The sequence below is a fragment of the Cryobacterium sp. Y62 genome, from assembly GCF_002929785.1.
Lineage (GTDB): Bacteria > Actinomycetota > Actinomycetes > Actinomycetales > Microbacteriaceae > Cryobacterium.
Map to the genome: position 1 here is coordinate 125,686 of NZ_PJJK01000121.1, position 26,549 is coordinate 152,234.

General features: G+C 64.6%; 23 protein-coding genes. 7 read left to right on the top strand and 16 right to left on the bottom strand.

The window, feature by feature from the left end; translation table 11 throughout:
* Window positions 1–25: 25 nt before the first annotated feature.
* Window positions 26–1,570, bottom strand: a complete 1,545-nt coding sequence (locus CXY71_RS19905; RefSeq protein WP_104139730.1) for an amino acid permease — start codon at window positions 1,568–1,570, stop codon at window positions 26–28.
* A 265-nt stretch (window positions 1,571–1,835) separates the two neighbouring features.
* On the opposite strand from CXY71_RS19905, the gene CXY71_RS19910 reads away from it, so the two are divergent.
* The 5 genes from CXY71_RS19910 (at window position 1,836) to CXY71_RS19930 (ending at window position 6,888) form a co-directional block, all read left to right on the top strand.
* A complete protein-coding gene (locus CXY71_RS19910; RefSeq protein ID WP_104139733.1) occupies window positions 1,836–3,203 on the top strand; it encodes a glutamine synthetase family protein in 1,368 nt (455 codons plus the stop codon).
* The gene (locus CXY71_RS19915; protein ID WP_199184385.1) at window positions 3,184–3,954 is read left to right on the top strand and encodes a gamma-glutamyl-gamma-aminobutyrate hydrolase family protein; all 771 of its coding nucleotides are present in this window, start codon (window positions 3,184–3,186) and stop codon (window positions 3,952–3,954) included. The genes CXY71_RS19910 and CXY71_RS19915 overlap by 20 nt, the downstream gene beginning before the upstream one ends.
* Entirely contained in the window at window positions 3,951–5,312 is a 1,362-nt protein-coding gene (locus CXY71_RS19920) for an aldehyde dehydrogenase (protein WP_104139736.1), read from the top strand. Before CXY71_RS19915 ends, CXY71_RS19920 begins: the two co-directional genes overlap by 4 nt.
* Window positions 5,313–5,380: 68 nt before the next feature.
* On the top strand, window positions 5,381–6,154 hold the full coding sequence (locus CXY71_RS19925; RefSeq protein ID WP_104140041.1) for a 3-oxoacyl-ACP reductase: 774 nt from the start codon (window positions 5,381–5,383) through the stop codon (window positions 6,152–6,154).
* On the top strand, window positions 6,154–6,888 hold the full coding sequence (locus CXY71_RS19930) for a FadR/GntR family transcriptional regulator (protein WP_104139739.1): 735 nt from the start codon (window positions 6,154–6,156) through the stop codon (window positions 6,886–6,888). The genes CXY71_RS19925 and CXY71_RS19930 overlap by 1 nt, the downstream gene beginning before the upstream one ends.
* Before the next feature lie 30 nt (window positions 6,889–6,918).
* Here CXY71_RS19930 and CXY71_RS19935 read toward each other — a convergent pair whose 3' ends face one another.
* A complete protein-coding gene (locus tag CXY71_RS19935; RefSeq protein WP_255411400.1) occupies window positions 6,919–8,346 on the bottom strand; it encodes an NCS2 family permease in 1,428 nt (475 codons plus the stop codon).
* 120 nt (window positions 8,347–8,466) lie between these two features.
* On the bottom strand, window positions 8,467–10,050 hold the full coding sequence (locus CXY71_RS19940) for a carboxylesterase/lipase family protein (protein ID WP_104139745.1): 1,584 nt from the start codon (window positions 10,048–10,050) through the stop codon (window positions 8,467–8,469).
* 68 nt (window positions 10,051–10,118) lie between these two features.
* Between CXY71_RS19940 and CXY71_RS19945 the strand changes: the two genes are divergently transcribed.
* Window positions 10,119–11,396 (top strand): uracil-xanthine permease family protein, encoded by a 1,278-nt coding sequence (locus tag CXY71_RS19945; protein ID WP_104139749.1) that lies wholly within the window; start codon window positions 10,119–10,121, stop codon window positions 11,394–11,396.
* A 43-nt stretch (window positions 11,397–11,439) separates the two neighbouring features.
* Here CXY71_RS19945 and CXY71_RS19950 read toward each other — a convergent pair whose 3' ends face one another.
* Genes CXY71_RS19950 through CXY71_RS19960 form a run of 3 tightly spaced genes read right to left on the bottom strand, consistent with a single transcriptional unit; the run spans window position 11,440 to window position 13,431 of the window.
* On the bottom strand, window positions 11,440–11,772 hold the full coding sequence (locus CXY71_RS19950; RefSeq protein WP_104139751.1) for a peptidase: 333 nt from the start codon (window positions 11,770–11,772) through the stop codon (window positions 11,440–11,442).
* On the bottom strand, window positions 11,769–12,965 hold the full coding sequence (locus CXY71_RS19955; RefSeq protein ID WP_233198433.1) for an inorganic phosphate transporter: 1,197 nt from the start codon (window positions 12,963–12,965) through the stop codon (window positions 11,769–11,771). Before CXY71_RS19955 ends, CXY71_RS19950 begins: the two co-directional genes overlap by 4 nt.
* Window positions 12,958–13,431: an 8-oxo-dGTP diphosphatase gene (locus CXY71_RS19960; protein WP_104139754.1), complete on the bottom strand. Its 474-nt coding sequence runs from the start codon at window positions 13,429–13,431 to the stop codon at window positions 12,958–12,960. Before CXY71_RS19960 ends, CXY71_RS19955 begins: the two co-directional genes overlap by 8 nt.
* Window positions 13,432–13,488: 57 nt before the next feature.
* On the opposite strand from CXY71_RS19960, the gene CXY71_RS19965 reads away from it, so the two are divergent.
* Window positions 13,489–13,743 (top strand): mycoredoxin, encoded by a 255-nt coding sequence (locus tag CXY71_RS19965; RefSeq protein WP_104139757.1) that lies wholly within the window; start codon window positions 13,489–13,491, stop codon window positions 13,741–13,743.
* A gap of 127 nt (window positions 13,744–13,870) precedes the next feature.
* On the opposite strand, the gene CXY71_RS19970 is transcribed toward CXY71_RS19965, so the two are convergent.
* From CXY71_RS19970 to CXY71_RS20015, 10 genes are all read right to left on the bottom strand, one after another.
* On the bottom strand, window positions 13,871–14,899 hold the full coding sequence (locus CXY71_RS19970) for a 6-phosphofructokinase (RefSeq protein ID WP_104139760.1): 1,029 nt from the start codon (window positions 14,897–14,899) through the stop codon (window positions 13,871–13,873).
* A 165-nt stretch (window positions 14,900–15,064) separates the two neighbouring features.
* The gene (locus tag CXY71_RS19975) at window positions 15,065–17,251 is read right to left on the bottom strand and encodes a DEAD/DEAH box helicase (RefSeq protein ID WP_104139762.1); all 2,187 of its coding nucleotides are present in this window, start codon (window positions 17,249–17,251) and stop codon (window positions 15,065–15,067) included.
* A 320-nt stretch (window positions 17,252–17,571) separates the two neighbouring features.
* A complete protein-coding gene (locus CXY71_RS19980) occupies window positions 17,572–17,907 on the bottom strand; it encodes a DUF6804 family protein (RefSeq protein ID WP_233198434.1) in 336 nt (111 codons plus the stop codon).
* Entirely contained in the window at window positions 17,810–19,816 is a 2,007-nt protein-coding gene (locus CXY71_RS19985; RefSeq protein ID WP_104139768.1) for a DUF2207 domain-containing protein, read from the bottom strand. The genes CXY71_RS19980 and CXY71_RS19985 overlap by 98 nt, the downstream gene beginning before the upstream one ends.
* 43 nt (window positions 19,817–19,859) lie before the next feature.
* The gene (locus tag CXY71_RS19990; RefSeq protein ID WP_104139771.1) at window positions 19,860–20,420 is read right to left on the bottom strand and encodes a GDSL-type esterase/lipase family protein; all 561 of its coding nucleotides are present in this window, start codon (window positions 20,418–20,420) and stop codon (window positions 19,860–19,862) included.
* A gap of 99 nt (window positions 20,421–20,519) precedes the next feature.
* Entirely contained in the window at window positions 20,520–22,040 is a 1,521-nt protein-coding gene (locus tag CXY71_RS19995) for an SDR family oxidoreductase (RefSeq protein ID WP_104139774.1), read from the bottom strand.
* 54 nt (window positions 22,041–22,094) lie between these two features.
* Window positions 22,095–22,958, bottom strand: coding sequence for an aldehyde dehydrogenase (locus CXY71_RS20000; RefSeq protein ID WP_104139777.1), 864 nt, complete (start codon window positions 22,956–22,958; stop codon window positions 22,095–22,097).
* Entirely contained in the window at window positions 22,955–24,475 is a 1,521-nt protein-coding gene (locus CXY71_RS20005) for an aldehyde dehydrogenase family protein (RefSeq protein WP_104139780.1), read from the bottom strand. The genes CXY71_RS20000 and CXY71_RS20005 overlap by 4 nt, the downstream gene beginning before the upstream one ends.
* An 8-nt stretch (window positions 24,476–24,483) precedes the next feature.
* Window positions 24,484–25,497, bottom strand: a complete 1,014-nt coding sequence (deoC, locus tag CXY71_RS20010; protein ID WP_104139783.1) for a deoxyribose-phosphate aldolase — start codon at window positions 25,495–25,497, stop codon at window positions 24,484–24,486.
* Window positions 25,498–25,530: 33 nt separating this feature from the next.
* Window positions 25,531–26,475 (bottom strand): sugar-binding transcriptional regulator, encoded by a 945-nt coding sequence (locus CXY71_RS20015; RefSeq protein WP_104139786.1) that lies wholly within the window; start codon window positions 26,473–26,475, stop codon window positions 25,531–25,533.
* Window positions 26,476–26,549 lie beyond the last annotated feature (74 nt).

Genomic DNA, 26,549 nt, shown 5'->3' on the forward strand with positions numbered 1-26,549 from the left:
TGCCGCCGACCTACCCGATCCTGCGTCAGGGTCGCGGGTTGACCTGATCGTCGCTTTCGAGGATCGAGTCTTCGACCGTGCCGCCGTAGCCTTCCCGCTGCGGGTCTCGGTGCAACCCACCGGACACCGCGTATTCTTCCTCCGGTGAGAGCACGAGTCGCTTGCGACCCCAGAGAGCGAAGGCCGCGAGCATGACAACGTAGACCACGGCGATGGCCGCGATCGCCGGCCGAGCCGGTTCATTGATGAAGAACCCGAAGAAAATGGCCAGCGAGAGGATGCCGGCGATGACCGCTCCGGGGATACCCCACGGGCTGCGGTACGGTCGGCTCGCATTGGGGTACTTCTTGCGCAGCAGAACGAACGACACCATCTGCAGCACGTAGGCGATCACGGCGCCCCAGACGGCGATGTTCAGCACGATGGCTCCGGCGACGCCGCCGGAGCCACCCAGGGTCTCGACCAGCACGAGCGCCACGAAACCGATGATCGCGCCGACCAGCAGGGCGATGGCCGGGGTCTGACGTTTTCCGGTGAGCGAGAGGAATTTCGGATAGTAGCCCGCCCGCGAGAGCGAATACATGTTACGTCCGTAGGCGAACATGATTCCCTGCAGCGAAGCTAGCAAACCGATCAGCGCAAACAGGGCCAGCACGGCCGCCAGGCCGTCACCGACGATCTCCCGGAATCCATCGAGCAGGGGCTCTTCCGATCCGGCAATTTGCGAAGCACCGACCACTCCGGTGTTGAGGAACAGCACGAGCAGCCCGGTCACGATCAGGGTCGAGCGAGCGATGAATCCGGCGCGTGGAATGTCCCGCACCGGATTGTGCGCTTCCTCGGCGGCGAGCGGCAGTTCTTCGATGCCGAGGAAGAACCACATGGCGTAGGGCAGGGCGAACAGAATTGGAATGATGCCGTGCGGCAGGAACGCGCTCTGGCCTGCATCCGGCGCGATATTGAACAGGTTGTCCCAGCTGAACAGGCCGGACAGAGCGGCCATGGCCGAGAACACGAGCAGGATGGCGATCGAAATAATGGCCACGACGATAGCGAATTTGAACGAGATCGCCGCTCCGGCGGCGTTCAGCGCGATGAATGCGGCATAGAGCAGCAGCCACCAGAGCCAGGGTGGCAAGGAGATGCCGAGCAGTTCCGACGTGATCCCGTCGGCATAGCTGGCCGAGAAGTAGACGATGACGGCGGTGGTTGCGACGTACTCGATGGTCTCAGCAAGCCCCGTGACGTATCCGCCCCACGGGCCCATCGCCGCCCGGGCGAAGGAGTAGGCACCGCCGGTATGCGGCATGGCCGCCGCCATTTCCCCGATGCTGAAAATCATGCCGTAGTACATGACGATGAGCAGTAAGAAGGCGATGAGCATCCCTCCGAACCCGGCAAACCCGATGCCGAAGTTCCAGCCGGAGAAATCCCCGGAAATGACCGCCGCGACGGCCAGTCCCCACAAGCCCCAAATACCGGCGCTACGTTTGAGCCTGCGTTTCTCGAAGTACCCGGCTTCTGCGGTGGTGTACTGCACGCCTGAAACTTTCAAGGAGTCTTTGGACATCCGTTTTTCCTTTGCGCTCTGGTGCGCGCCCGGTCATTAAACACCCCCAAAATATCTTCGGCCGGTGAGCACTGGTTCAGTGAGGTTGGCACGATGCTATGGCTTGATTGGTTGGGTGTATATACCTTTGTGCAAATAAAATTCACTCAGCGAAGGCAATCCACCCTTCCCTACGCTGCCGCGTCTGTGGTCTAATGGTTGAAAATTGCACGATTGATTGCCGTGACCGACTCGTTTCGCTAGACCAGCTCCGAGGAGAAGCTCAATGACTACCCAGACCGGAAACCTCACGCTGGACGAGCTGACCACGCGGGTTGCGCGCGGCGAAATCGATACGGTGATCGTCGCCTTCACGGACATGCAGGGTCGACTGGTCGGCAAGCGTCTCTCGGCTCGCCTGTTTCTCGAGGATGCCGCGGCGCACGGCGCTGAGTGCTGCAACTATCTGCTCGCCGTCGACGTGGAAATGAACACGGTCGAGGGTTACGCTATGTCGAGCTGGGGCCGCGGCTATGGGGATATGGCGATGCGGCCCGACCTCGATACCCTGCGTCTGGCGCCGTGGCTGCCCGGAACCGCCCTGGTCACCGCTGACCTGTACTGGCCCGACGACACCCCCGTCGTCGCCTCGCCACGGCAGATTCTGCGGCGGCAGCTCGACCGGCTGGCCGCACACGGTCTCGTCTCGTTTTGCGCGACCGAGCTGGAATTCATCGTGTTCGACGATGGATACCGCGCCGCCTGGCAGAAGGGGTATCGGGGCCTGACCCCCGCCAGCGACTACAACATCGACTACTCGCTGCTGGCATCCACTCGAATAGAGCCGCTGCTGCGGGAAATCCGCCTGGCCATGGACGGCGCCGGAATGTACTGCGAGGGCGTCAAGGGTGAGTGCAACCTCGGTCAACAGGAGATCGGGTTTCGCTATGCCACAGCCCTGGCCACCTGCGACAACCATTCCATCTACAAAAGTGGCGCCAAGGAAATCGCCGACGCGCACGGTAAGAGCATCACCTTCATGGCCAAATACAACGAGCGCGAGGGCAACAGCTGCCATATCCATATCAGCCTGCAGCGCCCCGGCGGTGAATCAGCGTTCTATCAAGCGGATGCCGAAGCTGGCATGTCGACCCTGTTCCGCCAATTTGTGGCCGGCCAGCTCGCCGTGATGCGCGAACTTACTCTTTTTTCGGCCCCCAACATTAATTCGTACAAGCGCTACGTACCGGGTAGTTTCGCCCCAACCGCGCTCGGCTGGGGCATCGACAACCGCACCTGCGCCCTGCGCGTGGTCGGTCATGGCCCCGGCATCCGGGTGGAGAACCGGGTGCCCGGCGGCGACGTCAACCAGTATCTCGCCGTCGCCGCCCTGATCGCGGCCGGTCTCTACGGCATCGAGCACGAACTCGAACTGGAGCCGGCCTATGCCGGCAACGCCTATACCAGCGGCCTGCCCCGGGTGCCCTCAACTCTGCGCGAAGCGGCCGATCTATTCACCGGGTCCGCTATCGCCCGGGAGGCCTTCGGCGACGAGGTCGTTGAGCACTACGCCAACAACGCCCGTATCGAGGTGGAGGCCTTCGACGCCGCCGTGACCGACTGGGAGCGGGTGCGTGGCTTTGAACGTCTCTAATGCTCCGGGACCGATCATCGGTCTGACCACCTATCTAGAACAGGCCCAGACGGGGGTGTGGGACGTGCCGGCAGCGATCCTGCCGCGGGTGTACTTCGATGCGGTCACGAGTGCGGGCGGGATCGCCGTGCTGTTGCCACCCCAGCCGGTGAATGCCGCCATCGCCCGGCGGGTGCTCGACGGCCTCGACGGCCTGATCATCACCGGCGGAAAAGACGTCGACCCGGCCCGGTACGGGCAGGCACCGCACGCGCAGACCGATGAATCCCGGCCAGACCGTGACGCCTGGGAAGACCTGCTACTGCACGAGGCTATCGCCCGCGAACTGCCATTTCTGGGCATCTGTCGCGGTGCCCAAATGCTCAACGTTGCCCTCGGCGGTAGTCTGCACCAGCATCTGCCCGATCTGGTCGGCGACACCAGCTACCAGGCAGGCGGAGGCGTGTTCAACGTCGTCGATGTCGTCATCGAACCGAACACGACCCTCAGTACACTGCTCGACGGCCAAACCCAACTGCCTGCCGTTCCGGTATACCACCACCAGTCCATCGACCGGGTCGCCGACGGCCTCTCCGTGACGGCGAAAACGGATGCCGGCATCGTGCAGGCGGTCGAACTGCCGGCGGTACCCTTCGGGGTAGCCGTGCAATGGCATCCGGAACAGTCGCCCGAGGACCTCCGCCTGTTCAGCGGGCTCATTGTGGCCGCCACCGAATATCGGGCGGCCCAGATTGAAGGAGCAATCCCGTGAGCAGCTACACCATCGTCAATCCGGCCGATGAGTCGATCGCAGAGACCATCGAGCACGTCGGCGTGGACGAAACCGACGAGGCCATCGCCCGGGCTGTCACGGCCCAGAAGCTGTGGGCGGCCGTCGATCCGGCCGATAAGGCCCGAATGCTGCGCCGATTCGCCGCGGCCGTCGACAGCAACCGGGAGAACCTGGCCGGTATCGAGGTGCGCAACTCGGGGCATCCGATCACGCAGGCCCGTTGGGAGGCCGGGCACGTTCGTGACGTGCTCGAGTATTACTCGGCGGCGCCCGAGCGTCTGTTCGGGCAGCAGATTCCGGTCGCCGGCGGCATCGACCTGACCTTTCACGAGCCGCTCGGAGTGGTGGGGGTGATCACACCGTGGAACTTCCCGATGACGATCGGTGCCTGGGGTTTCGCGCCGGCCCTCGCGGCCGGCAATGCCGTGCTGCTGAAACCGGCCGAGTGGACCCCACTCTCGAGCCTGCGGCTCGCTGCCCTCGCCCTCGAGGCCGGACTGCCCGATGGGCTGTTCCAGGTGCTTCCGGGGCGCGGTTCCGTCGTCGGAACCCGGTTCGTCACCCATCCGGACGTGCGCAAGATCGTCTTCACCGGATCGACCGCGGTCGGGAAGCAGATCATGGCGGGCTGCGCCGAGCAGGTGAAACGAGTCACCCTTGAGCTTGGTGGCAAGAGCGCCAACATTGTCTTCGCCGACGCTGACCTCGAACGGGCGGCAGCCGCCGCGCCGTCCGGTGTGTTTGAGAACGCCGGCCAGGATTGCTGCGCCCGCAGCCGTATTCTGGTGCAGGCGAGCAAGTTCGACCGGTTCCTGGAGCTGCTCGAACCGGCCGTCGCCGCCGTAACGGTGGGTGACCCGGCCGACCCCGCCACCGAAATGGGACCGCTCGTCTCTCGCCAGCACCACGCGGCGGTGTCCGCCTATCTGCCAGCGGATGCTCCGGTGGCGTTTCGAGGCCACGCCCCGACCGGTCCCGGATTCTGGGTCGCACCAACCGTGCTCACCCCGGCAAGCCGCACCGATCGCTGTGTCACCGACGAAATCTTCGGCCCGGTCGTGGTCGTGCTGCCGTTTAACGACGAAGCCGACGCAGTGCGCCTGGCCAACGACACCCAATACGGGCTGTCCGGCTCCATCTGGACCCGCGATGTCGGTCGGGCCCTTCGCGTGGCACGCGGCGTCGAATCGGGCAACTTGTCGGTCAACTCGCACTCCTCCGTGCGCTACTCGACCCCGTTCGGCGGTTTCAAACAGTCGGGCCTCGGGCGTGAGCTGGGGCCGGATGCCCCCCTGAACTTTACCGACACCAAGAACGTTTTCATCGCGGTCGACTAGCGCACCACCTGCGCGAAGCGTCCGCTTGTCAAAGATTGAAGGAGAAAATCGTGAGCAGCATCGCGCGAATGGACCTGACCCAGCGCCTGGCCGGCAAGGTCGCCGTCATCACCGGCGGGGCAAGCGGTATCGGGCTGGCCACAGCCAAACGGTTTGCCGCTGAGGGGGCGATGGTCGTGATCGGCGATCTTGACGAAACCGCCGGGCAGGCGGCCGCCGCGCTGGTCGGCGGGCTGTTCGTTAAGGTCAACGTCACCGATCAAAATGAAGTGAATCACCTGTTCGACACCACTTTCGACACCTACGGCTCGGTCGATGTGGCGTTTAACAACGCCGGTATTTCACCGTCCAACGACGATTCCATTGAAACCACCGAACTGCCCGCCTGGCAAAACGTGCAGGACGTCAACCTGAAATCGGTGTATCTGTGCTGCCGGGCGGCGCTTCGCCACATGGTCAGACAGGGCAGTGGATCGATCATCAACACCGCCAGTTTTGTCGCCGTGCTCGGCTCGGCGACGAGCCAGATCTCCTACACCGCGTCGAAGGGCGCAGTGCTGGCGATGAGCCGCGAACTCGGCGTGCAGTTCGCCCGCCAGGGCATTCGGGTGAACGCCCTCTGCCCCGGCCCGGTGAACACACCGTTGTTGCAGGAGCTGTTCGCGAAAGACCCGGAGCGAGCCGCACGGCGGCTCGTGCATATTCCGGTCGGCAGGTTCGCCGAGCCCGAAGAGCTCGCGGCGGCTGTGGCCTTCCTGGCGAGCGATGATTCCTCGTTCATAACCGGCTCGACCTTTCTGGTCGACGGTGGAATCAGCTCGGCCTACGTCACCCCAGAATAATGGCCGATCTACCCGGAGTCAGCGGCCTCGATAGCGGTCTGCTGCTGCGCCCGGTGTCGGGCAGCAATGCCTTCGAGGAGACCGTGCAACGGCTGTTGCAGACGGTTCGACTGGGCTTGGTCGCGCCCGGGGAACGACTGCCGTCCGAGCGTGATCTGGCCGCCCAATTGAATGTCAGTCGGGACACGCTGCGCGACGCCATTGCCTCCCTCGCCGAGGCTGGCTATCTGGTTTCTCGGCGTGGGCGATACGGTGGCACCTTCGTCACCGCGGTGATTCCCACGCTGCCCGGCCCCGAAGGTGCCGCGCCTGCGCTCGTCTCCGCCGCGATCGACGATGTGCTCACCCTGCGCGACATTCTCGAAATCGGCGCTGCCCGGGCCGCCGCCAGCCGGGTGCTGCCGGCCGCTGAGCGCGAGCTGCTCTGGGCCAGTTTGGGTGCCGCACGCGAGGCCAGCCCCGAGGATTACCGGCGCCTCGACGCCCGGTTACACCTCTATATCGGTGAGTTGGCGGGTTCTTCGTTGCTCGTGCCGCTGTTGGCCGATGTGCGAATGCGGGTCAACGAACTGCTTGATTCCATTCCCTCGCTCGGTCCGAACATCGCTCACTCCGACGCGCAACACGAGCAGATTGTGTTGGCCATTCTGTCCGGTCGAGCGGATGCCGCCGCGCAGGCTATGCGAGAGCATTTAGCCGGTACAGCGCTGCTGCTGCGCGGTTTTCTCGAGTAGCCGCGTCGCGGCATCCGTTTGTCGGGTCGCTCAGCCGATGAGCGCCTCGACCGGGCCGCGCACGAAGTAGAGCACGAACCCGACGGCGACGACCCAGAGCAGCGGGCTGATCTCACGCGCCTTGCCAGACAGGCTGCGCACGAGCACCCAGCTGATGAAGCCGGCGCCGATACCGTTGGCGATGGAGTAGGTCAGCGGCATCACGATGATGGTGAGGAAGATTGGCAGGGTACTGGAGAATTCGGTGAAGTCGAGGTGGCGAATCTGCGACACCATGAGCGCTCCGACAATGACGAGGGCGGCTGCGGCCACCTCGAGCGGCACGATCTGGGTCAACGGCGTGAAGAACATGGCGGCTAGAAAGAGGATGCCGGTGATCACGTTGGCGACGCCGGTGCGGGCTCCCTCGCCGATGCCGGCGCCGGACTCGATGAACACGGTGTTCGAGGAGGCGCTCGTCGCACCGCCGGCGACGGCTCCGATGCCCTCGACGATCAGGGCAGACTTCAGCCGCGGAAATTTGCCGTCCTTGTCGGCGAGGCCGGCTTCACTGGCCAGGCCGGTCATGGTGCCCATGGCGTCGAAGAAGTTCGTGAAGACGAGGGTGAAGACCAGCATCACGGCGGCGAGCATGCCGATGCGCTCGAAAGCGCCGAAGGAGACCTCGCCGATCAGGCCGAGGTCGGGCAGGGCGACGACGCTCGTCGGCAGCACCGGGGCGTTGAGGTTCCACCCGGCCGGGTTCGTACCGAACGACGGCCCGACCTTGAAGATGGCTTCCAGAATGACGGCGATGATGGTGGTCGCAACGATGCCGATCAGCAGGGCGGCCTTGACCTTGCGAGCCAGCAGCACACCCATGATGATCAGCCCGATCACGAAGATCGCGGTCGGCAGAGTGGCGATCGAGCCAGCATCGCCGAGCTGCACCGGCGGCGAGTTGGCGCCGCTGGCGCGCACGAAGCCGGAGTCGACTAGTCCAATGAACGCGATAAACAGGCCGATGCCGACCGTGATGGCGACTTTCAGCGGGCGCGGGATGGCGTTGAAGATGAGTTCGCGCAGGCCGGTTGAGGCGAGCAGCACGATGATGAGGCCGTTTATGACGACCAGGCCCATTGCTTCGGCCCAGGTGACCTGGCCGACGACGCTCACGGCGAGGAAGGAGTTGATGCCGAGACCGGCGGCGAAGCCGTAGGGCAAGCGGGCGATAACGCCGAACAGAATGGTCATGACGCCGGCGGTCAGCGCGGTGACGGCGGCGACCTGCTCGTTGGGCAGCCAGCCGCCCTCAACGTCGACGGCAGCCTGGTCGGCGCTGAACCCGCCGAGAATCAGCGGGTTCAGAATGACGATGTAGGCCATCGTGACAAAGGTGACGACTCCCCCGCGGAATTCGCGGGACCAGGTGGAGCCGCGGCTGGTGATCTCAAAGTAGGAGTCGACGCGGGCCTTCAAACCACGCGATGCCGGCTGCGGCGAGGCAGCTTGAGTGGGTGTTTCAGTGCTGCTAATGGTGTGCTCCCGGTGCCGTGGCTCTAACGCAAGGTTCCAGTCTACGACCGGGCCGGCGCTGGCTTAGACGTGCGGCACGAACCTGCCCCAGGCCAGGCGCCGTTCGCGGTGCGGGTCGGATTCGACCTGGTCCTCCCGATCGATGATGAGGGTCTCCCTGGTGCCTTCCTCGTACCGCGGCCACTCAGCCGAAGGCACCCCGTCGTGCACGAAGCCGAGCCACCAGCCCTGCATTCTTGTTCCAATGTCCTGAAAGGCGCGGCGCCCGCCGAGGGCAGTCATGCCGCGGCCGAACCAGCCGTCGAGGCGGTCGAATAGCGGAAAGAGTTCGAGGCCGTGCGTGGCATCGAGGCCCATCAGCCGCAGCAGACGAGGAGCGGCATCGAAGCGGTAGAAGTACACCGGAGCGTATCGGGAGTGCCGCTCGGCGACCTTCACGCTCGGATACCAAAAAGAGTAGTCACCCCCAAAATCGAGTGCGGCCCGCAGCGCCGGAATGCCCGGATACTGCGCCTTGAGCGCCTTCTTGGCCTTCTTCTTGGTTTTCTTGAAGATCGTGTGGATTCGCGCGGGTGTGGTGGCGAGAATGTCGATACGACCACTGAACAGCGAACCCTCACGCGCATTGGTACCGATGATCAGTGGGATGCGCGCGGCCCGGCCGTCGCGAAAGGCATCGAGCGGCCGCTCCGGCAGAAAATCGCCGTCGATGACCGGGCAGAGCGGAATCGTGCCCGGATCCTGATCCGGCGTGCGCACGGTCAGCGCGGTGGTCGCGGCGGCGAGCACGTCCGGGACGACGGAGAGCAGCTGGCTGGCCGCTTGTTCGTCGCCGTAGTCTGCGGAGCCTTGGTTCAGGCTGTCTACGAATTCGCCGGCCCAGCGCGCGGTGAGCTCACTCGGATAGACCGCGTTCGGCGGAGCGCTCTGCGCGATGGCCCGGTGGAACAGGCCGGCCGCGCTTGGCACCGTCATCAACGTGGTGACCGCATTGCCGCCAGCCGACTCGCCAAACAGAGTGACGGCATCCGGGTCCCCGCCGAACGCGCGAATGTTGTTCCGCACCCACTTCAACACTGCGACCTGGTCGCGCAGCCCCAGATTGCTCTCAAACGGATGCTCCGGCGAGGCAAACCGGGAAAAGTCCAGGTACCCGAGAGCGCCCAGTCGATAGTTGAAGCTGACGTACACGATACCGCCGCGCCGTACCAATCCCTCACCCTGGCGCGGAACCTCGCGACTGGATCCGACGCTGTAGGCACCGCCATGGATGAACACCATGACCGGTCGGAGGGCGCTGCCTGGTTGAGTGGCACCGTGCAATCGCGCGCCGTCACGCATCCGCTCATCGGGGGCGATCACGTTGAGATTGAGGCAGTCTTCACCCTGCGGAATGCGCGGATGGGCGCCGCGAAACTGACCCTTGTGGCTTTGCGGGGCGATCAGGCCCCACTGGCTCGCGTCCCGCACGCCGGTCCACGCCGAGGCGGGCTGCGGGGAGCGAAACCGTAGGTCGCCCACCGGAGCCGCCGCGTAGGGAATGCCGCGCCAGGCGAGTACGCCGCGTTCACGCACGCCGCGGAGCAGTCCGGTGGCCACTCGCACCTCGAGACCCTGATTGGTGGTCTGATCAGCGAGCTGGCTCATGGGCTCGAGTCTATTGCTGCGCAGGCTACGCTCAAACCTGATCACGGAACAGAAGAAACGAGAACGTTATGGCACTGCCCTGGACCCTGCACGGAAACGGAAGAACGGTTGGCGCGCAGGAGGTCGTCGGCCCGGGCGAACGCCTGAGCTGGCCGCTGACCATCGGAATCGGCTCGCAGCACGTCGTCGCGATGTTCGGCGCCACCTTTCTGGTGCCGCTGCTCACCGATTTTCCTCCCAGCACGACTCTGCTCTTCTCCGGCATAGGAACCTTGTTGTTTCTGCTGATCACCGGCAATAAACTGCCGAGCTACCTCGGCTCATCGTTCGCGTTCATCGCGCCGATCACCGCGGCAACGGCCTCGGCGGGCGTGGACAGCGCCCTGTTCGGAATTCTGGTCGTCGGCCTGCTGCTCGCGCTCGTCGGGTTGATCGTGCAGCTCACCGGCACCGGCTGGATCGACCGGCTGATGCCGCCGATCGTGTCGGGCGCCATCGTCGCCCTGATCGGGTTCAACCTGGCCCCGGTCGCCAAAGCCAACTTCGACAAGGCGCCGCTCACCGCGCTCATCACCCTCGTCGCGGTCATTTTGTGCACGGTGTTGTTTCGCGGCATCCTGGGTCGGCTGTCGATCTTTCTCGGCGTATTGGTGGGCTATGTGGCGGCCGTATTCTTTGGCGAGGTCGACTTCAGCCGCGTCGCCGAGGCTGCCTGGATCGGCCTGCCGCCGTTCACCGCCCCGGCCAACCCATTCGAGAACCCGGCCGCCGTGTTCGGGGTGCTTCCCGCCTTCCTGCCGGTCGTGCTCGTGCTCATCGCCGAGAACGTCGGCCACATCAAGGGTGTAGCGCAAATGACGGATGCGAAAGTGAACCGGCTCACCGGGCGGGCGCTGCTCGCCGATGGGCTGGCCACCATGCTCGCCGGCTTCGGCGGCGGTAGCGGAACCACGACCTACGGCGAGAACATCGGCGTGATGGCGGCGACGCGCATCTACTCCACGGCGGCCTACTGGGTCGCCGGAATTGTCGCGATCCTGCTCGGCCTCTCCCCCAAGGTCGGTGCGATCATCTTCACGATTCCCGACGGGGTGCTCGGCGGCGTCACCACCGCGCTGTACGGGCTGATCGGCGTCATCGGTGTGAAGATCTGGCTCGACAACAAGGTCGACTTCTCCAAGCCGGTCAACCAGTTCACTGCGGCGACAGCGCTCATCATCGGCATCGCCGACTTCACGCTGAACGCCGGCACCCTCAGCTTCAACGGCATCGCGCTCGGCACGGTCGCTGCCATCGTGATCTACCACCTGATGACCTGGGTCGCCCGGGTACGCAGAACCGCCTAGCGCCCCCTCCAACCATCTCCCGGGTCCGGGCACTGTGGCAGGGCTAGGCGTGCAGGACGGGCACGATCAGATAGACGCCGTAGAGCACGGCGACCGCGCACAGGATAAAGCAAACGCAGCCGGCGTACAGGGCCAAACGCTTCTGGGCGTCCGACAGCGGGTTCGCCGCGGCAGCCTTGCGCGCTCGCTTGACCTGCTTCGCGGCCTTCTTGGGGCTCAGCACGGTAATTGCGCCGGTGAACTCGTGCGGCCCCACCAGGGGGATGCGGCCGGCCGTGGTGAACAAGCGCAGACCGAGCGAGTAAAGGCTCACCACCAGTGCCGCCGAGACGAGCGACGCTGCGGAAACGATGAGGAACGCCGCCCAGTCGATCAAAGCGACACCTTCCTGCGGGCTGAACGAGAGAGTCGCCGCGGCGTTTTCTTGATGCTGACAACCCGGCCGGCATCGTCGATATCGTTGAGCAGTGTGTGGTGAGTGACCCGATTGCGCCGGGACCAGCGGAACAGGACCATGATCACGATGGTTCCAATCACCATGTCCAGCACAATGCCGATCGGGCCGAGCAAGGCCAGCCCGGCCGCGAATGCACCCATGATGGCCGAGGCGGGCAACGTCATAACCCAGCCGAGCGCGATGCGTCCGGCCATGCCCCAGCGAATCGTCGAGCCACGGCGGCCGAGCCCTGAGCCGATCACCGAACCGGAGGCGACCTGGGTGGTGGAGAGCGCGAAGCCGAGGTGGCTCGAGGCCAGGATGGTCGCGGCGGTGCTGGTTTCAGCGGCAAAGCCCTGTGCGGGCTTGATCTCGGTCAGTCCGGTGCCCATGGTGCGAATGATGCGCCAGCCGCCAGTGTAGGTGCCGATCGCGATCGCCAGCGCGCAGGCGGCGATCACCCAGAACGTTGGCCCGCTGCCGACGGCCTGGAATCCGCCGGCGATCAGGGTCAGGGTGATCACACCCATCGTCTTCTGTGCATCGTTGGTGCCGTGGGCGAGGGCGACGAGCGAGGAGGAGAAGATCTGCGCGTAGCGAAAGCCGCCGCGCCCGTCGGGCTGACCGACGTCCCGGCGAGTGATCATATACGCGAGGCGGGTAGCAACGAGGGCGACAACGCCGGCGATCACGGGCGCGATCAGGGCGGGCAGAATGACCTTCGCGGCGACAACGTTGTAGTCGACGGCCTGAGTGCCGACACCGATGATGGTAGCGCCGATCAAACCGCCGAACAGGGCATGGCTGGAGCTCGACGGGAGCCCCATCAGCCAGGTGACCAGGTTCCAGACGATCGCGCCGATCAGACCGGCGAAGATCAGCTCGGGGGTGATCAGCACCCCGCCGTCACCCTCTTTGATGATGCCGCCCGAGATTGTGCGGGCGACCTCAGTCGACAAGAATGCCCCGACCAGGTTGAGAATCGAGGCGACACCGACGGCGACCTTGGGCTTCATGGCGCCGGTCGCGATCGGGGTCGCCATAGCATTTGCCGTGTCGTGAAAGCCGTTGGTGAAGTCGAAAATGAGGGCCAGGGCGACGACCAACACGATGATGAGGCTGAAATCAGGCACGGGACACCACGCTCTTTAGATCGGCGCCGAAGGTGAAGGTGGCGCGCACGGGCACACCGGCGAGCACACCGGGCAGCCAATGGCGGGCGTCGTCCCACATCTCATCGACCGGGAGGGTCGTCACGTCGAACCAGAGAGGGTTCAGCTCGTTGGATTCCCGCGGCGTTCCCGACCACTCCTCGCAGACGAAGACGGTCGACTCCTGGCTCCACTCGTTGCGGTGTGGAAACAGGTAGGTGAGCAGGCCCAGTTCGGTCAAAGCGGATGCCGCCACCACGAGTCCCGACTCCTCTTCGATTTCGCGCACCGCAGCATCCACTGCGGTTTCGCCGCTTTCGAGCTTGCCACCCAGACCGACGATGTTTCCCATGCCGAGGCCTTTCTTCTTGCGCCCCAGCAGAACCTGCTGGTTGCCTTCGGCAGATAGTCGAGTGAGGTAGCACACACATACCTGGGGCAAAGTCATTACCTCATCTTAACGCGCGCGCAGCTGGTTGGGAGGCAGCTCGGATAAGCTCCGATTATGAATTTTGTACCAGCTACCGGAACCATCACCATGTTCACGACCGACTGGTGTGGTTACTGCAAACGATTGAAGAAGCAGCTCGACACCGTCGGAATTAGCTACACCGAGGTGAATATCGAACGGGTTGATGGTACGTCGGAGCTCGTCATGAGCCTCAATAACGGCAACCAGACTGTGCCGACGATTTTATACCCCGACGGCTCAGCGGCGACCAATCCGTCGCTGGCACAGGTTCAGGCCAAACTCGGCTGATTTGCGCTGATCTGATTTGCGCTGTCGCAGCGACGATCGGTGTCGTGGCCTGCATTTGAGAAATTGGCACTGGTTCGAACCCGAGCCAAGAACGCAAAGCCTGCCGCGACGCGCGCGGACGGCCTGTCTAACCGAAGAGTACCGCGGCCTCGTCGTAGCGGGCCGGTGTGACGCGCTTGAGACCGATGGTGGCGGCGGCGATGCTCACGACGTCGATCTCGGTGCCGCGCAGTGACACCATCGATCCCCACTGCGAGTTGTGGATCGCGTCGACGGCGGCCATGCCGAGTCGAGTCGCGAGCACGCGGTCATAAGCCGAGGGGGCGCCGCCGCGCTGGGTGTGGCCGAGCACGGTCGCTCGGCTCTCGATGCCGGTGCGTTCTTCGATCAGCGGAGCGATGACCTCGCTGATTCCACCGAGGCGGGGACGATTGAAAGCGTCCAACCCCTTGGTAGAGTGCGCCTCCTCCATTCCAGAGAGCAGAAAGCCTTCGGAGACCACGATGACGGGGGCACGGCCGCGGTCGCGCACATGCTCGACCCAGTTGCAAATCTGTTCGATCGACTTCGGTTGCTCCGGGATAAGGATGGCATGGGCGCCGCCCGCCATGCCGGAATGCAGGGCGATCCAACCAACGTGGCGTCCCATCACCTCGACCACCATGCAGCGGCCGTGGGATTCAGCGGTGGTGCGCAGCCGGTCGATGGCTTCGGTGGCGATTTCGACGGCCGTGTTGAAGCCGAAGGAATAGTCGGTGGCTTCAAGGTCGTTGTCGATGGTCTTGGGCACACCGACAATGTTGAGGCCGGCTTCGGTCAGGCGATGCGCGGCGGTGAGCGTGCCCTCGCCGCCAATGGCGATCACGGCGTCGATGCCGTTCTCATCGAGGGTGCGTTGGATATTCTCCGGTCCGCCGTTCTCACCCTCGAACGGATTGGTGCGGGAACTACCCAAAATGGTGCCGCCCTGACGAGACAGCCCGCGAACGCTGTGCCGGTCGAGCGGCATGAATTCGCTCTGCACCAGGCCCCGCCAACCGTTGCGAATTCCGACGAACTCAAAATCGTGCGTGCGCACGCCCTTGAGCACGGCACCGCGAATGACCGCGTTGAGCCCGGGGCAGTCGCCGCCGCTAGTAAGAATACCGATCTTCATTGCTGGCCGATCCTGGTAGCTGGGCGAATCCGGTCGATTGATCATGACGCGACGCGCGCCACCAATCAATGTCAGAACAAGCGCATCAAAGATGCACGCTTGACAATCATGCTGCCTGACCGAGCACGGCTCAAATCGACCCGCCCCGGTCGGTCGCGCACGGCCTCACAGTTTTCCGTCGAGTGCCTGGGTCAGCAGGTAGATCAGGGCGCTCTCCTGCACAGAGTCGGCCGCGGCGTACTCTTCCTGCGAACCGTCCAGCGCACGAGCAGCAAGGCCCTGCTTGCTGCCGATCAGATCGGCAATGCGCGCATCGATGGTGTGCGCGGCGATAATGCGCCAGGCGGTGACAGGCTCATCCTGCCCGATGCGGTGCACCCGGTCGATGGCCTGGGTCTGCTCGGCTGCGGTCCAGCTCAGCTCGGCCAGCACAACGTTCGAGGCGGCCTGCAGGTTGACGCCGACGCCGGCCGCGGTGAGCGAACAGACCGCGATCGCAACGTCGGGATCGTTGTTGAATGCGTCGATCGCTGCCTGCCGGGCAAGCGCGCTCTGGTCACCGCGCAACGAGACCGTTTTAAGGTCTCGCTTGGCGAAGATCTCCTCAGCGGTGTCCATGACATCGATGTGCTTGGCGAAGAACACGACCTTGCCGACCGACCGGGCCAGCTGAGCCGCGTAGTCGGCCGCGAGACCGGCCTTGGCCTGACCGATTTTGCGCACCATTGTGAAGACGTTCTCACCGGTGCTCTGGCCCTTGGAATCTTCGAGTTCGGCGTGCGCGACGGCGCGAATGTAGGCGTCCCGCTGGTCCTCGTCGGGAAGGGCCGGACCGCCAGAGCCCGTGTGCCGGGCGGCCACGAGAGCACGGTACCGGATAACCAGCCGGGCACCGAGTTCACGTTCGGCCTGGCGGATGGACCGACCGAGGTCGTCGTCGAGCTCGACCGGGAGATCGGCAATGCGCTTGGCCGGCAGGTCAGCGGCGACGTCGATCTTGCGGCGACGCACAATGCCCATGTCGATGACAGCAGCGCGTGCTTCCTTGTAGAACCCCATGTCGGCCGGCGTGAGGCCCGTTTCTTCGAGGCGTTTCAGCAATGCGGGGGCTGGCTTGTCGCCGTCAATCCAGCCGAGGAACTGCCAGATGGCCCGAAAATCGTCGACGTCGTTGATCAGGGGTGTTCCGGTCAGGGCCATCAGCAGCGGGTTCCCGCCCGGGGTACGACGCCGAATCTGGTCGGCCAGCGAGAGCACGTGCTTGGAGCGCTGGGAGGCGAGATTCTTGATGAAGTGGGCCTCGTCGACGACCATGCCCTTGAACCCGAGGGTGCCCAGCCAGGCCAGGTGTCGGTCGAGCACGTCGTAGTTGACCACGACCACATCGGCGAAGGCGTCTAGGGTGTCACCATCGCCGTGGATGACGGTGGCACGCCGGTTCGGTGTCCACATTTCCACTTCGCGAGCCCAGTTCATCTTGACGACGTTGGGCACGATGGCCAGCAGAGGGTAGGCGTTGGCAACGGATGCCGCCAGCAGGCTCTGCGCCGTCTTGCCGAGGCCGGGCTCATCGGCGAGCAGATAGCTGCGGTGGCCCAGACGAGCGCTCTCGATGAACCGCGCCTGGTGCCGCATGAGCTCCATACCATTCGGCGACAGTCGGTCAAGCCTGGGGGCCTCCGGCATATCCATGCTGGCGGCCTGGCCGCCCGCGCCGTACTCAAACGATTTGAATAGGGGGCCGAGCAGTTCCCAATTGGCGAGCCGGCGCGGATGCACGATCGGTTGCGCTGCCGCACTGAAGTCGGGGGCGAGAAACGGGTTGGCTAGCTGCCGGGCTTTGACCGACTGGGGGACGACCTGGTTCTGCAGCACGACCGGTTTGGCTTCGGGTTCGCGGGTGATGATGAGTTCGTCAGGGCTCAGTTCGGCACCGGATTCCAGCAGCCAGTCCCGCCGAAACCGCTGAGCCACGGTGGAGACGCCGGCATCGGGTTCGAGCAGGGTGATCAGGCTCGTGTCGCGAGCTGCGGTCTTGGCCAAAATCTGGGCGATACCATCGAGGCGTTTGAGCAGCTCGGCCCGGTTGGCGTCGGAGAGGTCCTTATCGCCCTTGATCCTGGCGCGTTCCTCGCGCATGAGCAGGGCAATGACCTGATACTTGGTGCGGTTGGTCGGCCCGAGCTTGGTCCCGGACTGCGCCTTCGCCTCGACCTCGCGCACCTTGCGGGCAAGAATCGGGATGATCGGCGCGTCGTCGTCACGCGAACGCGGGTGTGCCCGATTGCGGGTGATACCGCCGCGGCCGAGGTTGTTCCGGCTGCCCGAGGCATCGGTGCGGGTATAAGCCATTGTTCTCCACTCAAAAGCAGCACGGTACGGGTACCGGCTGTAACCGTCCACGCGAGCCGGTCACGGCCTCCAACTGTTGCCGGAACACTGCAGCCCGCCAATCGTTCTGATGAGTTCTCAGAAATAAACGATTCACGAAACACAGTACGGGTCGCGATCATCACGCAAAACTCGTGGTCAAGCGGATGCTGTCGCAGCGGTGGTGCCGTCGAATCACGCGCCTTTACAGGCGTTGGTTCAACGAGTACGGCCATCGCCAGCGAGTGCACGGTAGAGACCTGACCCGGTTCTCTCAACGCGGTAGTAGTCTACGCCCCCGTTCAATTCTTGCGAACCGGTACCTTGGTGCGCAGGCCGACTGCGATAAAAATGATCGCGGCGATGAACTGGGCCGAGACCCAGCCCTGCCCGCTGAGGTCAAGAATCACGACGGGGTTCCACAGAATCGCCATCGGCACGAGGCCGATCAGCCAGAACCAGGAACGCGCCTGCAGCACAAAGACGCAGAGAATGAGCGCGAGGATGCTCACCGCGTAGCGGATGATGATGAAGCTTTCGCTATCCAGCAGGGCGAGGCCGGCGAGCAGGGCGATTGCCCCCAGCAGGCCCGGTGCGAGGGCAGCGCGGGTGAAGGTCGGTTCGGCTGGTGTACCCATTACACGTCCCATCAGACGCCCCCGCCGCCGCCGCCGCCGCCCCCGCCCCCCNCGGAGAGCTCGTGGCGGTGCCCGACCACGACGCGGCAGAGGACGCCGAGAAGCTGCTGATAGCACCGGTAAACAGCGCAGCCTGGAACATTCCCGTTCCGGAATACCAGTCGGGCTGGGTGCCGCTCTCGGCGTAATACCCGCCCATTACCTTCGACCATTCCTTCTCCTGGCCGAACAGTACCGCCAAGGGCAGCACGCGCTCGTAGAGTTTCACGATCTGAAGGGAGGGGGCATCCGCTGTGATGGTAGCTCTGGTCAGATCGGAACGACCGTTCTCTGTCCGGTAAACGGACCGCACGGCCCCCTTTGGACTCTGCAGGATACGAAGCCGTTCGGCTTCGGCAAGACCTATATACAACTTGACGCCTTTCAAATAGTCACGCAGTTCAGCGCCGCTGTCGGTGAGCGGTCGCAGATTTCCGGCACAGACGAAGGTGGCCACCGCGGCCGCGATACCCAGCACGATGAACAGCAGCGGCCAGAAGCCGCCCACGACCGTGATGATGGCCCCGAGACTCGCCGCCAGCGCGGCCAGAGCGCTTACGCTGGCCAGCAGGAACAACCAGACCCGCAGCCCATCGTTCTGCTTCTCCCGCAGTCCCAGGCGCAGCGATTCAGCGCGGGTCGCCAACGGTTCCTTCTGCAGTGCCTTACTGAGTGAAACGCTTTTTTTCTTCAGGTCGCGCTGGTCGCCGGGCCGCAAGCCGGGAAAAAGCTTGCCGAGAATGCGGCTTTCGGTCTCGTCAACAGCTTCGGCGTGCACGAATTCCAGCAGAAAGTGATTCTTCTTGTCGTCGGCATCAAGAATGCGCACGTTGCCGCGCACGGCGAAGCTGATGAATTGTGCGGCCATCGCCTTGGCAGCGGCACCGACGACGTCGCCGGAGGTGAGCAGATTGACGCCTCGCGGCGGAAGATATTCGGCGATGATGGTGAACCGGCCCGGCGCAGCGCGCCACCGGGTGGCCCGCAGGATCCCAGCGACGAGTGCCGTCAACAGCCCAAAAATCGCCGCGACCAGCGCAATGCCCGGCCAAGCGTTGGCTGTGAAGGAGTCGTCGCGGGGCACGAAGGTGCCCGGCTCGAACTGCACCACGACCGTGACATTCTCCCGCGCCCCCAGATCGGTGGCCGTCGCCGACACGGTCGGGTCAGTGGCCAAGCCGGTCAAGCGGATGCCGTCACACGGCTGGTCCGCGAGCTCCGATCCCTGAAAACAGAACACGTCGCCCGCCAGGTGGTCCACCAGTTGCGGATCGAAGTGCACCGTCGCGGTCACCAGACCGAAGCTCTGGTCCCAGCCGGTGCCGTTGACATCCCAGTAGAACTCTTCGGTGTTCGCGTCGGACGGGTACAGGATCACGTTGGACTGGTGATAACTGATGACGTAAGTCTGCGCACCGTGCACGAACTCATCGGTCGCAATCGTCACGTCGATGAATTCCTGGTCACGGTCTTCACTCGTGGTGTCGGTGTCGGTGTCGGTGTCGAACGAGCGCAGCGTGCCGTTTTCGTCGGTGACGCTGTCGATCACGATGCCGGTGGGGTGACCGTCATACCGGGTGGGGATGGCGCGGCGGATGCCGTGGTTCTGGTCGGTGTCGGGGAATCGGGCGACGATCGTTTCCACCGTCGTGAGGGTTGACCGACCGTCGGTGTCCCGGGCAAGTTCATACTCGGCGCCGAAGGAGTCGAAGCTGTAGTCGTTGACGTCCTGCCGCATGGTCAGGGTTGGCACAGCGGCCTGGGCGGTTGGAGCCGCGGCGAGCACGACTCCCCCAATGACAGCACCGATCACCGCCACGACCAGCGCACCGAGGGCCAGGAAACGTGCTGGGCGAACCGATCGGGGCATAAGTCCACTCTACCGAGCCGTACTGGCCCGGCCGCCGCCCGGGTCAGGCGTGCTGAATCGGAATCGACGTCGTCGACGGCGGGCGCTCGAACAGCATCTCCAGCCCCGGCCGCAACTCGGCCAGCCAGGCGGCATAGCCGGCCTCGTTCAGATGCAACCGGTCGATTCCGAAGGTCGGGTCGAGTTCACCGTCTGGCAACGCCAGTGCCGGCCACAGGTCGAGGTATTGCACGTGTTGGGTGGGGGCGTACTGCCAGACGTGCCGGTTGATGGAGCGGATTGTGCCGGCGAAGTCTCGGTCGCGCGGCAGCACCGATTGCACCATGATGCGGGTCTCCGGCAGGGCACGGCGCAGTGTGTGCAGGATGGTTTCGAGGTTACGCACGACGTACTCGTCGGATTTGCGCCAGCCGAGATCGTTGGTGCCGACCCCGATCACAATGGCATTGGGCCGCAACTTAATCACCTGATCAAGTTGTGAAATAACCTCATCGGTGGTGTTGCCGCTCGCAGCGAGATTGTGTACCTCGTGCTCGGGAAACCATTCTTCCCACTGACCATTCGCGGTGAGGCCGTCGCCCAGGAAGGCGAGTGAAACTGTCATAATAGGCCTCCTATCCGCTACCCATCATGCCCCGAACCGGGCAGAGTCGCCAGAATTCCCAGAGTATACGCACGCTTTATCGACACATCTACCCGACCATCAGGCGTTGTCGGAGCGTGTAGCCGACGAAAGCGAATGCTCCGCCTCGGCTTCCTGTTCCGCCGCAGCCGCGGCCGTGATGCGCGTGGCCATGCCCTCGAAAATGATCCCGTGAAACGGAAAAATAACCGCCCAGTACAGCCGACCGCCGAGGCCGCGGGGAAAGAACACCGCGCGCTGCCGATAGAGCGAGCCACCGGCATCCGTCGGTGTAACGCTCATTTCGAGCCAGGCCCGCCCGGGAACGCGCATCTCGGCGCGCAATCGCAGAAAGCTGCCGTGGTCGATCTGTTCGACCCGCCAGAAGTCGAGCACCTCACCCGTGTGCAGGTGGTCGGGGTTTCGGCGGCCGCGGCGCAGGCCCACCCCGCCAACAGCCTTGTCCATCAGGCCACGCACAGCCCAGGCCAGCGGGAAAGAATACCAGCCGTTTTCGCCACCGATGCTCTCGATAACCCGCCAGAGAGCGGCCGGGGCAGCTGGGGTGGTCTTCTCGCGCAGGTCGGTGTAGACGGCGTGGCCGGCCCAGTCCGGGTCGCTTGGGAGCGGGTTACTCGAAGCGCCCTCGATCGAGGAGTTACGCCAGCTGGTCTCGACGTCGCCGTCGCGCATGCGGCCCAGCGCCAGGCGCACCGCGCGCCGGTAGCCGGTGAGGCCGCCCTCCGGCTGCGGAATGTACTGGTCGATGTCGCTCTCATGCACGACGCAGTCATACTGCAGCGACGCGATGATGGGAATGGCGAGGTTACGCGGAATGGGTGTGACCAGGTTCACCCACTGCGAGGCGAGCCACGGGGTGAGCACTGGCAGGGCGGCGATGGCCCGCTGTTTCAGTCCGGCTTCGAGGGCGTAGCCGTTCATCATCTGGCCATAGCGCAACACGTCGGGGCCGCCGATGTCGAAGGTGCGGTTTACTTCGGGGGCGAGGTCGGCCGCGGCCTGCAGGTAGTAGAGCACGTCACGCACGGCTATCGGCTGGATCTTGTTGCGCACCCACTTCGGCGCCGGCATATAGGGCAGCACATCGGTGAGGTGACGAATCATCTCGAACGAGGTCGAGCCGGAGCCAATGACAACGCCGGCCTGGAAGGCCGCGGTCGGTACACCGCTGGCAAGCAGGATGCGGCCGACTTCCCTGCGGGAGTTCAGGTGGGCCGACAACGCGCCGGTTTCGGGATGCAGCCCGCCGAGGTAAACGATGCGCCCGATTTCGGCGCCGACAGCCGCCTGGGCGACGTTTTCGGCAGCCAGGTGCTCGGTTTCTTCGAAGTCACCGGCCGCGCCCATCGAGTGCACGAGGTAGTAGAGCACGTCGACGTCGATGCAGGCGCGCTGTACCGAGGCCAGGTCACCAAGGTCGCCCTCGACGATTTCGACCTGGTCGGCCCAGGGCACATCGCGTAACTTTGACGGGGTGCGCACGAACACCCGCACCGTGAAACCGGCTTCGAGGAGTTTGGGTACGAGGCGTCCACCGATGTAGCCGGTCGCTCCCGTGACAAGTGCTCTGCGTGAGGTCATGCGGCGGAGTTTATCCCGTCCGCTTGACCCCCCGCTGGGTACTTCGGATCCGAATTAGAGAATGGCTTTGGTGTGCCAGACCGTCTTCAGTTCGGTGAAGGCGAGGATGCGCGACAACGCCGGTGCTGCGGCATCCGCTCCCGTCTCGGGTGGTAGCACCCGCTTGAGCGTGTCGGCAGCGCTGATCTGCAGCTCGACCCAGTCGAGGTCGTTGGCTCCGACGAGGTCGAGAGCGTTGACGTCGGCGTGGCTGGCCAGCCAGGGCGCGATCTCGGCCGGCGAACCGGTCACGATGTTGACCACCCCACCGGGCACATCACTCGTGGCGAGCACCTCGCCGAGGCTGATTGCAGGCAGCGGCGCACTCTCGTTGGCGACGACGACGACGGTGTTTCCGGCGACGAGGGCCGGGGCGATGGCGCTGACCAGTCCGAGGAGCGATTCGGCGCTCTGTGGCGCGATGATCGCCACGATGCCGGTGGGTTCTGGCACGGACAGGTTGAAGAACGGTCCGGACACTGGGTTGGCGTTGCCGGCAACCTGCACGTACTTGTCGGCCCAGCCGGCATACCAGACCCAACGGTCGATGGCTTCGTCGACCTGGGCGCTCGCCGCTGCGGCATTGACGCCCTCGCAGCTCATGATTTCGTCGATGAACTGGCTCCGACGACCCTCGAGCAGTTCGGCGATGCGGTACAGCACCTGGCCGCGGTTGTAGGCCGTGGCTCCGGCCCAGCCACCGAGCGCGCTACGAGCGGCAACGACAGCGTCGCGGGCATCCTTGCGGCTGCCCTTGGCTGCATTGGCCAGAAACTCGCCCTTGTGCGAGAGCACCTCGTAGACGCGTCCGGATTCGCTGCGCGGAAACTTGCCGCCGATATAGAGCTTGTAGGTTTTGGGGATGGCGAGGCGGTTCACTTGGCGGCCTTCTTTGCAGACGTGGACTTCTTGGTGACCGGTGTCGCGTGAACAGCGGCGGCGGACCGCGAACCAGTGCGTACGGCGGGCTTGAGGTACGCGGCGAGGCCGTGGCGGCCTCCCTCACGGCCGTAGCCGCTCTCCTTGTAGCCGCCGAATGGGCTCGACGGATCAAACTGGTTGAAGGTGTTCGCCCAGATCACGCCGGCGCGTAGCTTGTCGGCGACGGCCAGGATGCGGCTGCCCTTGTCACTCCAGATTCCGGCGGAGAGACCGTACGGGGTGTTGTTCGCCTTGGCGATGGCCTCGGCCGGGGTGCGAAAGGTGAGCACCGAGAGCACCGGGCCGAAGATCTCGTCGCGGGCTATGCGGTGGCTGGTCGACACGTTGGTGAAGATGGTCGGCGCGAACCAGAAACCAGTCGTAGGGATGACGCAGTCGGCACTCCAGCGTTCGGCGCCCTCCCGCTGACCCAGCTCGGACAGTTCGCGAATGCGGGCGAGCTGCTCTGCACTGTTGATGGCGCCGATATCGGTGTTCTTGTCAAGCGGGTCGCCCAGGCGCAGCGTCTGCATACGACGCTTGAGCCGATCTATGACGTCGTCGTGGATGCTTTCCTGCACGAGCAGGCGACTGCCGGCGCAGCAGACGTGGCCCTGATTAAAGAAGATGCCGCGCACGATGCCCTCGATCGCCTGGTCGATCGGGGCGTCGTCGAAGACGATGTTGGCGCCCTTGCCGCCGAGTTCGAGGCTGACCTTCTTGTCGGTTCCCGCGACCGAACGGGCAATAGCCCGCCCGACCGACGTTGACCCGGTGAAGGCGACCTTGTTGACGCCGGGGTGGTTGACGAGGGTCTGCCCGGTGCTGCCAGCACCGGTGATGATGTTCACGACACCGGCGGGCAGATCGGCCTGCTGCAGAATCTCGGCGAACAGCAGCGCGGTGAGCGAGGTGGTTTCGGCGGGCTTGAGAACGACGGTGTTACCGGCGGCGAGGGCCGGGGCAATCTTCCAGGCGAGCATCATGAGCGGAAAGTTCCACGGGATGACCTGGGCCGCAACGCCGAGCGAGGCCGGGTTCGGGCCTACTCCGGCGTGATCGAGCTTGTCGGCCCAGCCGGCGTAGTAGAAGAACCAGGCGGCGACGAGGGGAATATCGACATCGCGGGTTTCCTTGATCGGCTTGCCGTTGTCGAGAGTTTCGGCGACGGCGAGTTCGCGGGCGCGTTCTTGCACCAGACGAGCGATGCGAAACAGGTATTTACCTCGGTCGCTGCCGGACAGGCGGGACCAGACCCCGTCGTAGGCGTGACGGGCGGCGGCAACGGCGGCGTCGACATCCGCTTCATTGGCGGTCGCGATCATGGCGATCTGCTGCTCGGTGGCCGGGTTGATGGTCTGAAACGGGGTGCCCCGGCCGGCCGTGAACTCACCGTTGATGAACAGACCGTAATCGGTTTTGAGGCCCAGCAGGGCCTGCGACTCGGGGGCCGGAGCGTAGTCAAGAAATTTCATGGTCGTTCCTAATCAATCGTCACGTAGTCGGGGCCGGAGTAGTGCCCGGTCGCCATCTTCTGGCGCTGCAATAGCACGTCGTTCAGCAGGCTGGACGCGCCGAACCGGAACAGGTGCGGTACGAGCCACTCCTCCCCCACGGTTTCGGCGACTGTCACGAGGTACTTGATGGCGTCCTTCGAGGTGCGGATGCCGCCGGCCGGCTTCACTCCGATGCGCACGCCGGTGAGGCGGTGCCAGTCGCGCACGACCTCAAGCATCGACAACGTCACCGGCAGCGTCGCAGCCGGGGTTACCTTGCCGGTGGAGGTCTTGATGAAGTCTCCGCCAGCCAAAATGGCCAGCCAGGAGGCGCGGCGCACGTTGTCGTAGGTGTTCAGTTCGCCGGTCTCGAGGATGACCTTGAGGTGAGCCATCGATCCGTCGGCGCGGCGGCAGGCATCTTTCACAGCCACGATCTCGTCGTAAACCTGGCCGAATCGGCCGGCCAGAAAGGCGCCACGGTCGATGACCATGTCGATCTCGTCGGCGCCGGCGGCGACCGAGGCGCGCACATCAGCGAGCTTGACGCTAATCGATGCGCGTCCGCTGGGAAAAGCAGTGGCGACGGCGGCCACGTTGACTCCCTCGGTGCCGCCGTTGGCGTGGGCAGCGCCGAGCGCAACGACGGCCGTGCCGACCATGTCGCCGTAGACGCAGACCGCGGCGACGCGCGGGCAGCCGGGGTCACCAGAGTCAGGTACCAGCGCCTTGGCGACGAGCGAACGCACCTTGCCAGGGGTGTCGGCTCCTTCGAGGGTGGTGAGGTCGATCAGTCCAATAATGGTGTCGATCGCCCAGCGCTTGGAGCTGGTCTTGATCGAGCGGGTACCGAGGTCGGCAGCGCGGGCTTCGAGGCCGACGGCGTCGATTCCGGGGATGCCGTGCAGGTACCGGCGCAGGTTGGCGTCGGTGGCTTCCCCGCCGATCAACGCGAGGGCGCGCTGATCGGGTTGGTAGGTGGCCAAGGGGCTACTGGTCATGGGGTGTCCTTTTGAGCGGTGGCACGGGTATCTTCAGTCTTGGAGGAGGGCGTTCGCGGTGTCTTCGTCGGTCACCAGAACGGTGCACAGCCCGTTGCGCACGACGGCGCGGGCGATGGCGTGTTTGGAGCGTCCGGAAATGACGGCGATGGTGAGCGGGGCGCGCCGCAACTGGTCGAGCTGAATGCCGACCGTGCGTTCGTTGAGTTCGGGGTCGACGATTCGGCCGTTTTGATCGATGTAGCGGCCGACAACGTCGCCGACTGCACCGCGCGTCACGAGGTCGTCGATCTGGGCGACCGTCAGGTAGCCGCTATCGACCAGGGCGGAATTTGCATCTGCTTGACCGGCGCTGAAGACGTAGGCCTGGGCATTGCGGGCCAGGGCAAGCACCCCGGCAACCGTGCGGTCGGCCTCCATCGCCTGTTTGGTTTCAAGGCGTTCGAAGATGGCCGGGCTGGGCAGCAGAGTGGCCGACCCGTCGGCCTTGTGCGCGATGGTCACCGCAGTGGATGCCGCGGTGCCGGTGCGCTGATTCAGGCTGACGCCACCGTTGATCTGCACCACGTTCACTCCCGGCGCCCAGCCCTGTTTGAGGTGCAGGGACACGTCGTGCAGGGTGCGACCCCAGCTGATGCCGAGCGTGCGTGGAATCGGGCGGAGGCTCGTGAGATAGTCGGCGGCGGCCTGCGCGGTACGCGACTGCAGCTCAGCGTCGCTCGACACCCCGGCGGAGGAGACCACGATCGCGTCGGTCAAGCCGGTCGATTCGCGTAAGCGGCGTTCGATCGGTAGTCGCCGGGCGCGCGGGTGCACGATTTCGATGCGGATGAAGCCGTTGGCCTTAGCGCTCGCGAGCAGCCGGCCAACCTTCCAGCGGGTGAGGCGCAGAATGACACCGATCTCATCCTGGGTCTGGTTTTCTTCGTAGTACAACTCGGCCGCGCGGATGGAGAGGAGTTCGTCGGTGTCACTCATACGGTTCACGGTCCAATCTTTCGAATTCAGCCTACGTGAGCCCGACGCGCGAATCAACAGCTGTAGGCGATCTT